The sequence below is a fragment of the Rhizobium tibeticum genome, assembly GCF_900110205.1.
GTDB lineage: Bacteria > Pseudomonadota > Alphaproteobacteria > Rhizobiales > Rhizobiaceae > Rhizobium > Rhizobium tibeticum.
Genome location: NZ_FOCV01000006.1, coordinates 206,584 through 219,486, shown reverse-complemented (window position 1 = coordinate 219,486; position 12,903 = coordinate 206,584). Strand labels below are relative to the sequence as shown.

The 12,903-nt window shown below is 59.5% G+C and carries 10 protein-coding genes; 8 read left to right on the top strand and 2 right to left on the bottom strand.

What is annotated here, in order from left to right; genetic code table 11:
* The first annotated feature begins 4 nt into the window (after nucleotides 1-4).
* Complete coding sequence (locus BSG20_RS09265; protein WP_072373878.1) at nucleotides 5-472, top strand: cyclic nucleotide-binding domain-containing protein; 468 nt, start codon at nucleotides 5-7, stop codon at nucleotides 470-472.
* A 72-nt stretch (nucleotides 473-544) separates the two neighbouring features.
* Here the strand turns inward: BSG20_RS09265 and BSG20_RS09260 are convergent, their stop codons facing one another.
* The gene (locus BSG20_RS09260) at nucleotides 545-1,876 is read right to left on the bottom strand and encodes an MFS transporter (protein ID WP_072373875.1); all 1,332 of its coding nucleotides are present in this window, start codon (nucleotides 1,874-1,876) and stop codon (nucleotides 545-547) included.
* 381 nt (nucleotides 1,877-2,257) lie between these two features.
* Between BSG20_RS09260 and cyoA the strand changes: the two genes are divergently transcribed.
* The 5 genes from cyoA to BSG20_RS09235 are packed head-to-tail and all read left to right on the top strand — an operon-like array spanning nucleotide 2,258 to nucleotide 7,297.
* Entirely contained in the window at nucleotides 2,258-3,424 is a 1,167-nt protein-coding gene (gene cyoA / locus BSG20_RS09255) for a ubiquinol oxidase subunit II (RefSeq protein ID WP_072373872.1), read from the top strand.
* A gap of 45 nt (nucleotides 3,425-3,469) precedes the next feature.
* On the top strand, nucleotides 3,470-5,473 hold the full coding sequence (cyoB, locus tag BSG20_RS09250) for a cytochrome o ubiquinol oxidase subunit I (RefSeq protein ID WP_072373869.1): 2,004 nt from the start codon (nucleotides 3,470-3,472) through the stop codon (nucleotides 5,471-5,473).
* A 4-nt stretch (nucleotides 5,474-5,477) separates the two neighbouring features.
* The gene (gene cyoC / locus BSG20_RS09245; protein ID WP_072373866.1) at nucleotides 5,478-6,098 is read left to right on the top strand and encodes a cytochrome o ubiquinol oxidase subunit III; all 621 of its coding nucleotides are present in this window, start codon (nucleotides 5,478-5,480) and stop codon (nucleotides 6,096-6,098) included.
* Nucleotides 6,095-6,496, top strand: a complete 402-nt coding sequence (gene cyoD / locus BSG20_RS09240; protein ID WP_072373864.1) for a cytochrome o ubiquinol oxidase subunit IV — start codon at nucleotides 6,095-6,097, stop codon at nucleotides 6,494-6,496. The genes cyoC and cyoD overlap by 4 nt, the downstream gene beginning before the upstream one ends.
* 45 nt (nucleotides 6,497-6,541) lie before the next feature.
* Entirely contained in the window at nucleotides 6,542-7,297 is a 756-nt protein-coding gene (locus BSG20_RS09235; RefSeq protein ID WP_072374031.1) for an SURF1 family protein, read from the top strand.
* Here BSG20_RS09235 and BSG20_RS09230 read toward each other — a convergent pair whose 3' ends face one another.
* The gene (locus BSG20_RS09230) at nucleotides 7,298-8,704 is read right to left on the bottom strand and encodes an FAD/NAD(P)-binding protein (protein ID WP_072373861.1); all 1,407 of its coding nucleotides are present in this window, start codon (nucleotides 8,702-8,704) and stop codon (nucleotides 7,298-7,300) included.
* Nucleotides 8,705-9,154: 450 nt separating this feature from the next.
* Between BSG20_RS09230 and BSG20_RS09225 the strand changes: the two genes are divergently transcribed.
* Nucleotides 9,155-10,963, top strand: coding sequence for an ABC transporter ATP-binding protein (locus tag BSG20_RS09225; RefSeq protein WP_072374028.1), 1,809 nt, complete (start codon nucleotides 9,155-9,157; stop codon nucleotides 10,961-10,963).
* Between the two features lie 11 nt (nucleotides 10,964-10,974).
* Nucleotides 10,975-12,873 carry an ABC transporter ATP-binding protein gene (locus tag BSG20_RS09220; RefSeq protein WP_072373858.1) on the top strand — a complete coding sequence of 633 codons (1,899 nt, stop codon included), beginning with the start codon at nucleotides 10,975-10,977 and terminating at the stop codon, nucleotides 12,871-12,873.
* Nucleotides 12,874-12,903 lie beyond the last annotated feature (30 nt).

Genomic DNA, 12,903 nt, shown 5'->3' with positions numbered 1-12,903 from the left:
GTTTATGCTGTTGAGAGACGAAGTCGAAATGCTGCGGCGGGTGCCAATCTTCTCGCGGATAGCACCCGCGAAACTCAAATTGTTGGCCTTCACTTCCGATCGCATGACATACAACGCCGGGCAGGACCTCTTCCATCAGGGCGATCCGGGCGATGCCGCTTATGTCGTTCTGTCGGGAACTGCCGACATTCTAGTCCATTCGCCTGCCGGCGACATCAAGGTTGCCGATGTGGAACCCAATTCCATCGTCGGCGAAATCGCCATTCTATGTGACGTCTCGCGCACCGCGACGGTTCGCGCCACTTCGCCTTTGGAAGTCCTGCGCATCAGCAAGGAACACTTCCTAAAATTGCTCAGCGATTTCCCCGAAATGGCCGTCGAGATCATGCGAGTGCTGGCAGACCGCCTGAACCATACAACGGCAGAGCTGACTGCAGCCCGTGCGGCAAAGCAGCCGCAGGTCGCGATGTAGCGATTTCACCGTCTTTGAAAGCAAAAGGCCTGCCTCAGATCGTGAGGCAGGCCTTTTGCTGTTTTCGCGCATTCAGTCGCGCTGTTCGAGCGCCCTGCTGAAGGCCAGAGCAGCGAGTGTGCACACAGCGCCCGACAGCAGGTAGTAGCCAACGAAAGGCAGGCCGAAACGACTGGACAGTGTCAGTGCGACCAGCGGCGCAAAACCGGCGCCGACGAGCCAGGCAAGGTCGGAGGTGAAGGCGGCGCCCGTATAGCGGTAGCCTCTGCCGAAGCGCGATGAGATCGAACCGGTCGCCTGGCCGAAGGACAGGCCAAGGACGCCAAAGCCGATGATGACAAAGGCATCCTGCCCTTCGGAGCCGGCCGCGATCAGGAACGGCCCAATGAAGCTGAAGATCGCGATCAGCACGGCACAGATGGCAAGCTGGGCGCGCCGGCCGATGCGGTCTGCGATCATGCCGGAGACGACGATCGCGACGAGCCCGACCATGGCGCCGACGATCTGCACGACCATGAACGTGCCGATCGGCTGGGTTCCGTAAAGGTACATCCAGGTAAGCGGGAAGATCGTCACGAGGTGGAACATCGCGAAGCTTGCGAGCGGAACGAATGCCCCGAGCAGAATGTCGCGTCCATGGACGCGCAGCACATCACGGATCGGTGCTGCTTCGAGTTCGTGCTGTTCCAGCGCCTGGCCGAAATCCGGCGTCATGACGAGACGCAAACGCGCAAACAGCGCAACCACGTTGATCGCAAAGGCGACGAAGAACGGATAGCGCCAGCCCCAGCTCAGGAAGTCTTCATTGGACAGATTGGCGATGAAATAGCCAAACAGCACGCTTGCCAGCGCAAAGCCGATCGGGGCCCCGATCTGTGGGATCATTGCATACCAGCCGCGGTGGTTTGGCGGTGCGTTGAGTGCAAGCAGCGAGGCCAGACCATCCCATGCGCCGCCGAGTGCAAAGCCCTGGCCGAGCCGGAACAGGGCCAGCAACGCGATCGACCAGGCGCCGATCTCGTTGTAGCCCGGCAGGAACGCGATCGACGCCGTCGAGCCGCCGAGCAGAAACAATGCGATCGTCAGCTTGGCGCCGCGGCCGTAGATACGGTCGATGGTCATGAACACGACCGATCCGACCGGGCGCGCCAGAAAGGCGAGCGAAAAGATCGCAAAGGAATAGAGTGTTGCCGTCAGTCGATCGGGTGCGAAAGGAAAGACAAGCTGAGGGAAGACCAGAACGGATGCCAGGCCGTAGACGAAGAAATCGAAGAATTCCGACATGCGCCCGATGACGACGCCGAGCGCGATGCTGCCGGGTGATACCGGCTTGTCGGCATGAATTCGCCGCGCATCCTGTTCCATCGATGTGGATGATGGTCCGTAATGTGTAGTATTCGCCATTAAACGCCTCCCTGTCGAGGCACCCTGTGGCAAAGCGCCTCAGCAGCGATCTTGATCAAACCACTGCGCTTATCAAGTCCGATCGACGTAAATAGTTCATCTTCCTGCTCCGAAAATTAGATGTGGATGAAAAATCGCGTTCCGTGCCGCGAAATCGGCTTGCAAAAAGGCTGGCATGATCAGGCTTCCCGGATATATTAGCCCTTCGAAAAGGGTTGCGCGCAAAAATCCTTCGAATTTTTATCAGGATTTTGACATCCTGCGCCACGTGCCTTATCCCGCAGTGCGGCATTTCTGCTGCACTGCGACCAAACACCTCATGTTGCTATCAGGTACAGTGCTTTAGTCGCGGTTTGGACGAAACAACAAGAGCATAGAGACGTGCAAAAACTGCCAAAGTTTTCCCGCCATCTCCTCATTCTGCCACTGCTTTTGACGCTGGCAGGATGCAATTTGGTGGTCATGTCGCCTTCGGGCGATATCGCTGTGCAGCAACGCGACCTGATCATTGTGTCGACGGTTTTGATGCTGCTGATCATCGTTCCGGTGATCTTCCTGACGCTGCTGTTTGCCTGGCGTTACCGCCGATCCAACACGGCAGCCACCTATGATCCGGAATGGCACCATTCCACACGTCTCGAAGTGGTCATCTGGTCGGCACCGCTGGCAATCATCATTGCGCTCGGCGCCGTTACCTGGATCAGCACCCACAAGCTCGACCCGTTTCGGCCGCTGGACCGGCTCGATGCCGAACGCAGCATCCCTGCTGATGCAAAGCCGCTGACGGTACAGGTCGTCGCGCTCGACTGGAAATGGCTGTTCTTCTATCCCGAACTCGGTATCGCGACCGTCAACGAGATGGCGGCCCCTGTCGATGTTCCGATCAATTTCGAGATCACCGCATCGTCGGTCATGAACTCCTTTTACGTCCCGGCGCTCGCGGGGCAGATCTATGCGATGCCCGGCATGCAGACCAAGCTGCACGCGGTCATCAACCAGGAAGGCGTCTATGACGGGTTTTCGGCCAATTACAGTGGTGCCGGCTTCTCGCACATGCGCTTCAAGTTCCATGGCGTGAACCAAGAGGGCTTCGATCAGTGGGTGGCGCAGGTCAAGGAGAAGGGGACGGCGCTTAATCGGGATACCTATCTCAAGCTCGAGCGGCCAAGTGAGAGGGAGCCGGTGCGTTACTTCGCGTCGGTCGACAACGATCTCTTCAATGCAATCCTCAACATGTGCGCAGCACCCGGCAAGATGTGCATGAACGAAATGATGCACATCGACATGATGGGCGGCGGCGGCAAGGAAAGCGGCGAAAACCGCGAGAAGCTTAGCTACGACAACCGCCACGCAGATGAGGCCGGCCACGGGGCTTCAGCGGGTGAAAGCCACGATGCCACCGAAACCAAGCCGGCAGACGCTGTAAACGGCGCCGGCCAGACCGACGACATGCAGACCATGCCGGGAATGCAGCATGATGGGCACACCATGCCCGGCATGGACCAGAAAACCGGCGATACGACGCCTGCGCAACCAAACAGCAACTAGACCTGGCGCTTTGCGTCGATACGACATCAATAAACGGGTTTATCCATGTTTTCCAATCCTGACCTCCTGAAGTTCATCTTCGGTCGGTTGACCCTAGAATCGATCCCATATCACGAGCCGATCCTGGTCGTGACCTTTGCGGTCGTCGCGCTTGGCGGCATCGCGCTTCTGGGCGTTGTTACCTACTTCAAGCTCTGGGGTTATCTCTGGCGTGAATGGCTGACGAGCGTCGATCACAAGAAGATCGGCGTCATGTACGTCATCCTTGCGCTCATCATGCTGCTGCGTGGCTTCTCCGACGCGATCATGATGCGCCTGCAGCAAGCAATCGCCTTCAACGGATCGGGTGGCTATCTGCCGCCGCATCACTACGACCAGGTCTTCACTGCCCATGGCGTCATCATGATCTTTTTCATGGCGATGCCGTTCGTCACGGGCCTGATGAACTTTGTCGTGCCGCTGCAGATCGGCGCACGCGACGTCTCCTTCCCTTTCTTGAACAATTTCTCGTTCTGGATGACGACGGCGGGCGCGATCATCATCATGCTCTCGCTCTTTGTCGGCGAATTCGCCCAGACCGGATGGCTGGCCTATCCGCCGCTGTCGGGGTCCGACTACAGCCCGGGTGTTGGTGTCGACTATTACATCTGGGGTCTGCAGGTGGCCGGTGTCGGCACGACGCTATCGGGTATCAACCTGATTGCAACCATCGTGAAGATGCGCGCACCCGGTATGAGCTTCATGAAGATGCCGGTCTTCACCTGGACGTCGCTGTGCACCAACATCCTGATCGTGGCGACCTTCCCGATCCTGACAGCGACGCTGGCGCTTCTCTCGCTGGACCGTTACGCCGGTACGAACTTCTTTACGAATGACCTCGGCGGCAATCCGATGATGTACGTCAACCTCATCTGGATCTGGGGCCACCCGGAAGTCTACATCCTGGTGCTGCCGGCCTTCGGTATCTTCTCGGAAGTCGTTGCCACCTTCTGCGGCAAGCGTCTCTTTGGTTACGCCTCGATGGTCTATGCCACCTGCGTGATCATGATCCTGTCCTACCTCGTCTGGCTGCACCATTTCTTCACGATGGGTTCGGGCGCCAGCGTCAACTCGTTCTTCGGCATCACGACGATGATCATCTCAATCCCGACAGGGGCGAAGATGTTTAACTGGCTGTTTACGATGTATCGCGGCCGCATTCGCTACGAAGTGCCGATGCTCTGGACGATCGGCTTCATGGTGACCTTCGTCATCGGCGGCATGACCGGCGTCCTGCTCGCCGTTCCGCCGGCAGATTTCGTGCTGCACAACTCGCTCTTCCTGATCGCTCACTTCCACAACGTCATCATCGGCGGCGTGGTGTTCGGTCTGATGGCGGGCGTCACCTATTGGTTCCCGAAGGCGTTCGGCTACAAGCTCGATCCGTTCTGGGGCAAGATGTCCTTCTGGTTCTGGCTCGTCGGCTTCTACTTCGCCTTCATGCCGCTTTACGTGCTCGGCCTGATGGGCGTGACCCGCCGCGTGTCGCAGTTCGAGGATCCGTCGTTGCAGATCTGGTTCATCATCGCCGCATTCGGTGCCGTCCTGATCGCGATCGGCATCGCCTCCTTCATCATCCAGCTGGTGGTCAGCTTCTTCAAGCGCGAAGAGCTGCGTGACACGACGGGTGATCCGTGGGATGCCCGGACGCTGGAATGGTCGACCTCGTCGCCTCCTCCTGCCTACAACTTCGCCTTCACGCCGGTCGTCCACGACCATGATTCCTTTTACGACATGAAGGCGCGCGGCTATGCCCGCCCGCTGGAAGGCTTCAAGCCGATCCACATGCCGAAGAACACCGGAACCGGCGTCATCCTCGGTGCGATCAGCGTCGTGCTGGCCTTTGCCCTCATCTGGTACATGTGGTGGCTCGCCGTTCTGTCGTTCGCAGCCATGATTGCCGTCGCGATCGGCCATACCTTCAACTACAAGCGCGACTTCTATATCCCCGCGAAGGAAGTCACGGAAACGGAAGGCAAGCGTACGGCACTGCTTGCCGAGCAGGTGTAAGACCATGAGCGATACTGTGATCGACAAGGCCGACAAGCCTGAATTCTACCTGACCGAGGATCACCATCCGGAAGGCAGCACCATGCTGGGCTTCTGGCTTTATCTGATGAGCGACTGCCTCATCTTTGCGGTGCTGTTTGCAACCTATGCCGTCCTCGGCCGCAACTATGCGGCCGGGCCGTCGCCGGCCGATCTTTTCGATCTGCCGCTGGTGGCGATCAACACCTCGATGCTGCTTCTGTCTTCCATCACCTACGGCTTTGCGATGCTGCAGATGGAGCGGAAGGAGAAGGGCGCCACGCTCTTCTGGCTCGCCATTACCGGCATCTTCGGCCTGGCCTTCCTCGGTCTCGAGCTCTACGAGTTTGCGCACCTGATCCACGAAGGCGCCGGCCCGACCCGCAGCGCCTTCCTGTCGTGCTTCTTCACGCTGGTCGGCACGCACGGTCTGCACGTCACCTTCGGCATCGTCTGGCTGGTGACGCTGATGGTACAGGTATCGATGCGCGGCCTGATCCCGGAAAATCGTCGCCGCCTGATGTGCCTGTCGATGTTCTGGCACTTCCTCGACGTCGTCTGGATCGGCGTCTTCTCCTTCGTCTATCTTATGGGAGTTCTCGGATGACCTCCAACGCACCCGCAACCGAAGACGCTCACGAAGCCCATCACGGTCACAGCCACGGACACGAGGCGGCCCACGGCACCTTCAAGAGCTACATGATCGGCTTCGTGCTGTCGGTCATCCTGACGGCGATCCCGTTCTGGCTGGTCATGGCCGGCGTGTTCGAGAGTTCAGCCGTCACGGCCGCCTGGGTCATGGGGCTCGCCGCCGTGCAGATCGTCGTTCATATGATCTTCTTCCTGCATATGAACCCGCGCTCGGAAGGCGGCTGGACGATGATGGCGCTGATCTTCACGCTCTTGCTTGTCGCGATCGCGCTCGCCGGCTCCCTCTGGGTCATGCATCATCTGAACACAAACATGATGCCGATGAGCCCGGAAATGATGAAGAACATGCCCTAAGGGCAGGAGCGGGTGGCGGTCACGCCGCCCGCAAGGTTTCTGGCCATGGCCGACGTTTTCTCCAAAAAAGCACACAGACAGCATACCGCCGCTGGGCTGGCGACGTTCTGCGGCCTGATGGTGCTGCTGATTGCCGCGCTGGTTGCGCTCGGTGTCTGGCAGGTCGAACGGCTTTCGTGGAAAGAGGGCCTGATTGCCCGCGTCGATCAGCGTGTTCATGCCGAACCGGTTCAAGCGCCGGCACACGCAGCGTGGGGACAGGTCAGCCGCGCCAAGGACGAATATCGCCATGTGAGGGCCGAAGGCGTCTTGCAGAACGACAAGGAAACGCTGATCTACGCGTCGACGACGCTCGGCCCCGGCTATTGGGTGATCACGCCGCTTTATCTTGCCGACGGGACGTCTATCCTGATCAACCGCGGCTTCGTACCAGCGGACAAGCGCGATCCTTCAACACGCAGCGAAGGGGAAAAACCGACGCCGGTGAAGATCACTGGGCTGCTGAGGATCACCGAGCCGAAGGGCACGATGATCAAGTCCAACGACCCGGCCAGCGATCGCTGGTATTCACGCGATGTGGCCGCCATCGCCGAACACCGCCACGTCGCTGACGTCGCCCCCTATTTCATCGATGCCGATGCGACGCCCAATCCCGGCGGCCTGCCGGTCGGCGGGTTGACGCAGATCGTCTTTCCCAACAACCATCTGGTCTATGCGCTGACCTGGTTCGTGCTGGCGATCATGGCTGCCGGGCTGCTTGCCTTCGTTGCCCGCAGCGAGTTGCGCGCCCGTCGGGCCTGATCAGACAGCCTTGCTCTGCGGGTAGAAGCGCTGGGCGACATGCTCTCCCACCGCAAATGCCTGACTGACGATCTCGGGAACGAGATCGATGTCAGGCAGACTGCCAAGGCCAAGTGGGCCGACGGCAAACAGTCCATCGGCCGTTGACCCATCCTCAAGGCAAGGCTGGCCGCGCTGATTGACGGCCAGACCCAGTGATAGTTCGTCCGGCAGAGCCAAGCCTTCGCTTACAAGGCTTGCGAGCAGTGGTGCGCCCAATTGCGGTCCGCGGCAGCGGCAATCCAGGATGCGCTCGGCATTGACGATCTCGTCGGACTGCGAGCCGGCTGGCCGGAAGAAGAGGCCGCTCAGGCCCTGGCGTCCCACGACGCCGCGGCGAAGAACCGTGTTACCACTGGCCAGCTCGCTCTGAAGACGGGCGTAAATGGCCTCCGGCAGTCGGTTGCGATGGCTGTCGTAGATGGCTCTCAGATGCCGGTTGAACTGGTGCTTCTGATGAGCCGGCAGCGCGCGCCACAAAGAGCGGGCGTGCTTGCGCAATCCGTTCATGACGGATTGCCAGCTTCGGCCTTCCTCCTCCGCCTGGCGGCAGGCGCTGCGGATAAAGTGCAGGATGTCGGGAAGGTTTGATGGCAGAGCGTCTGCAGGAAAAACCGGATCGGCAGAGTGCGGCGTATGGCTCTGCGGCAGGAAACCGCGCCGGGAAAGAATGGTAACCTGCCCCGCATAGCCGGCATCGCGCAACTGCAGAAGTTGATCGACGACCCTGATGCCGCTGCCGAGCAGGACCGTGTGCGGTCGTGCAATCAGGCGCTGGGCTCTGACTGGCGACGGCTCCTGCTGCGGTTCTTCGATCTCTGGCAAGCCGTAGCCTGTGGCGAGGATGACTGTATCGAATAGCGGATTGGCAGGATTGGCGCTTTCGAGCAGGAACCGGTTGCCGTGGCTCCTGCGGATCGCCACAACCGGTTCGTGGCAGACCTGAACGGTGATGTCCTTGCGGGCGGACAAGGCTTCCGAGAAGCGTTGGTAGACGTAGTCGCTAAAAATCTCTTTCGGCACGAAGATCTGGCGAAATCCCGGGATCGCCGCAGGTACGGCGGCGCGGAATTCCGCGTTGCTACAGAGCCAGTCGTTGAAATCGTCGCTATCGCCGGCGCAAACAGAAAGATCCCGCACGCGCGTATTCAGGATCGTTGAGGTACGCGTTGAGGAGAGTGCCTGTCCACCGCTGACCGACGAATTGGGATCGAAAAGCTGCAGATGAAAAGGCAGACGCACCGTCTTCATCAGGGCGATTGCCGTCATCATTCCGGAAAAGCCGCGGCCGACAATGGCAAAACGCGGCATGGCGGAGATCTGTGCTGCCGCCGCTGACTTCGAAGAAAACAGGCCTTGAACCGTCATCTCAACTCCCCTGCGACCCTTGCGCATCGTGTCTCGATTTGGTTTCAACGCGGGAAAAATCGCTCGCGCGTTGAGAAGGTTCACGCGGTTTTGAACCGCCTATAGTCTATCAAACTGGTCGTGTATGAAAGCTCCAAAAGACGATTTAGGCAAGCCCTTTATTCGACGTCTTATTGTCCGGAGATGATAAGTGCCGGAAATATTTGGATATTTCTGGGGAAACGTTCCGTCGTGGTGTCCGCACCTTCGCCTTTGCCAAGCTCACGATAAAATAACCAACCGGTGAATTCTTGACTTGAAGGACCGAGAGGAATCGGCAAAGGTAAGGGCGCTAATCAATCCTTCATGGATTCGCCGCCTTTCCGGACCAGCGTCCGACCACACCTTATGTTTTGGAACATTACCGTGAGCAGCGATGCTTTAACACGCGCGACGAAGCCCTCGGCTTCGATGGCGAAGGCGATTGCGGCGGGCTGGGGCAAAGGCCTCTTCACGCTCGTGCGCATCACCGTCATGGCGTTTCGCCATCCCTGGCAATCCGGTTTCGCCATTGGCGCGACCCTTGTGGCCTCCACCTTCCAGCTGATGATCCCTCGCCTGCTCGGCCAGGCCGTCGACCACACGCAGATCGCGATGGAAGGCGGTCAGGCAGGGCAACTCGCACAGGATGCGCTTTTGACGACCGCGCTGATGCTGCTCGGTGCGAGCGTCCTGCGCGGCATCTTTACGATGATCCAGAACTATTACAGCGAAAGCGTCGGCCACCATATCGGTTACGAGCTACGCCTTGCCTGCTACGAGAAGATCCAACGGCTCTCCTTCAGCTTTCACGACAGCGTCCATTCGGGCGACCTGATCACCATCGGGTTGCTCGACCTCGAAGGTGTGCGCATGTACTTTTCGACGGCGCTGGTGCGCATGGTGCTGTTGACGATGCTGATTGGCATCGGCGCCTATATGCTGCTTTCCACAGACGTCGTTCTCGGCTTGCTTGCCTTAAGCTTCGTGCCATTCGTCGGCTGGCGCTCCTCGGTCACCCAATTGCGGTTGCGTGCAACCTGGCTCGAGCTGCAGGAGCGGCTATCGGTGCTGACCCGCATCATGGAGGAAAATCTCGGGGGCATCCGCGTGGTACGCGCCTTTGCCGCGCAGGCGCACGAGATGAGCAAGTTCGAGAAGGCCTCGAAGAACGCTCTCACACTCGCCCACCAGCGCGTCGGTATCCGCGTTGTCAACACGAGCGCTATGACCTTTTCCTTCTTCGCGGCCATGGGCCTCGTGCTGTGGATTGGCGGCGGCAAGGTGATGTCCGGCGAGATCACAGTCGGCACGCTCGCCTCGTTCCTGACCTTCATGACGATCCTGCAGATGCCGGTTCGCCAGCTTGGTCTCATGGTCAATGCCTTCGCACGTGCTTCGACCTGCGGCACCCGCCTCTTCAACCTGCTCGACCTCGAGATCGCCGTGCGCGATGCGCCGGATGCAAAGGATCTGGCGCTGAGTGACGGTACGCTTCGCTTCGAGAATGTAAGCTTCACCTATCCGAGTTCGCCGATGCACGAGGTGTTGCGCAATGTTTCCTTCGAGGCAAAGCGCGGCGAGACGATCGGCATCGTGGGTCCGCCCGGCAGCGGTAAGTCGACGCTTGCCCACCTCATCCCGCGCTTCTACGACGTCACGAAGGGTACGATTACCATCGACGGACAGGACATTAGCCAGGCGACGCTGCAGTCGCTGCGTCGCGCCGTCGCCGTCGTGCAGCAGGATTCCTTCCTGTTCACGACCTCAATCGAAAACAACATTGCCTATGGAGACCCTTGGGCAAAGGAAAGCCGGATCGGGCGGGCGAGCGAAAGCGCACAGCTGCACAACTACGTGCTCGGCCTGCCGACCGGCTATGGAACCGTCGTCGGCGAACGCGGCGTGTCGTTGTCGGGCGGGCAGCGCCAGCGTCTGTCGATCGCCCGCGCGCTGATGCTGAAGCCTGCCGTGATGGTCTTCGATGATTCGACGGCTGCAATCGATGCCGCAACCGAGCAGCGCATCCGCGCGGCAATGCGCAAATATGCAGCCGATCGCGTGACGATCATTGTGGCGCATCGCTTGAGCTCTTTGATGCATGCCGACCAGATCCTGTTTGTCGAGCATGGAGAAATCGTCGAGCGGGGCACACACGAAGAGTTGCTGGCCGCGGGCGGACGCTACAAGGCGCTTTTCGATCTACAGGTGCGGCCGGGCGACGAGGCCCTCAGCGCCTAGGGAGGAACATAATGGCCGAGGAACTGGAAACCGAACGCTCCGACGTCCGCGAGGATGGACGCCGCCCGCCGCGCGCGGTTGTCGGCTCCCACCGCGTCGAGGAGGAGATGTTCGGCAAGGCCTTCGACGGCAATATCGTCAAACGCATCTGGTCGTTCGTGCATCCGTACCGCCGGCAGGTGCTGCTGTCGGTGGGCGCCGTTCTGACGTTCACGGCCATGCAGTTGCTGATCCCGCTGATCATCCGCTATGCGATCGATCACGGCATGCGGCCTGGAGGTAGCCATTCAGCGCTGACGTGGTCGATGGTCGCCTTTCTGATCGCGATCTTGATCAACTACGCCGCCAGCTATGCACAGGAGACGCTGGTCGGCAACGTTGCCGAGGAAGTGCTCTTCGATATCCGCAAGGCGATGTTTTCGCACCTGCAGCGGGTTTCGCTCTCATTCATGGATAAAACCGAGGTCGGGCGCCTGATGTCGCGCCTTCAGGGCGACGTCAATTCGATGCAGGAATTTCTGGAAACCTCCGTCCTGTCGGTTGGTGATATCGCGCTCCTGTTCGGCATCGTCTTTGTCATGCTTTATCTCGACTTCAAGCTCGGCCTTTTGACGCTTTCCGTCCTGCCAATCCTTTTTGTCGTGCGCCTCTTCTGGCTGCCGCTGGCGCGCAAGTCCTTCATGGCCGCGCATGAGACAAATTCCGTGGCCAACGGGGCATTGGCCGAAGCGATCCATGGCGTGCGGGCGGTCCAGAGCATGGACCGCCAAGGCGTCAACTTCATGCTCTATGACGACAAGGCGAAGGCGAACCTGAAGACGCACCTGACGGCGGCGCGCTACGCCCAGGTGATGGTGCCGATCGTGGATTCGCTGACCGGTGTTGCCATGGCGCTTGTCATTGTCGTCGGTGGTGCACGCGTGCTCAACCAGGCGCTCGATGTCGGCGTCCTTGTCGCTTTCCTGTTCTATATCCAGCGGTTCTTCGATCCAATCCGGTCACTGACGCTGCAGTATTCGGTGATGCAGCGCGCCATGGCCTCCGGTCAGCGACTGACGGAAGTTCTCGATGTGCCGGTCGACATCAGGGACGCACCAAATGCCAAGCAGCTTTCTGCCGACATGGACGGATCGGTTGAGTTTCGCGACGTCGTCTTCGGCTACAATCCCAAGCTCCCGGTTCTCAAGCATGTCAGCTTCAAGGTAAACCCGGGAGAAACGGTTGCCCTTGTCGGCCCGACAGGTTCGGGAAAATCGAGCTGCATGTCGCTGATCCATCGCTTCTACGACGTTCAGCAGGGCCAAGTGCTGGTCGGCGGGCACGACGTGCGCGATCTGACTCAGGATTCCCTTGGCAACCAGATCGCCATGGTTCTTCAGGAACCATTCCTGTTCACCGGCACGGTGTTCGACAATATTCGCTACCACAAGGCTGAGGCGACCCGCGAACAGGTCGTCGAGGCGGCCAAGGCTGTGGGCGCCCATGACTTCATCATGCGTTTGCCACAGGGCTATGACAGCGTGCTCGGCGAGCGTGGCGGCAATCTATCGCTCGGGCAGCGTCAGCTTTTAAGCTTTGCCCGCGCGCTGGTGGCTGACGCGAAAATCCTGGTCCTCGATGAGGCGACCGCCAACATCGACAGCTACACGGAAATGCTGATCCAGAAGGCGCTGGTCAAGCTCCTCGAAAACCGCACGGGACTTGTCATCGCCCACCGCCTCGCCACCATCCGGGAGGCGGATCGCATCATCGTCTTGCAGAACGGCGAACTGATCGAGACGGGTAACCATCAACAGCTGATGAAAAACCGCAAGCTCTATTCGCGGCTCTACAATCTGAACTATGCGTCCTTCGACGATATTCCCGACACGGTTCTGGAAGAAACGGCGGCGAACGGTTCAGCCACCTGAACGCATGACTTTACAAGCAACGTCCCTATT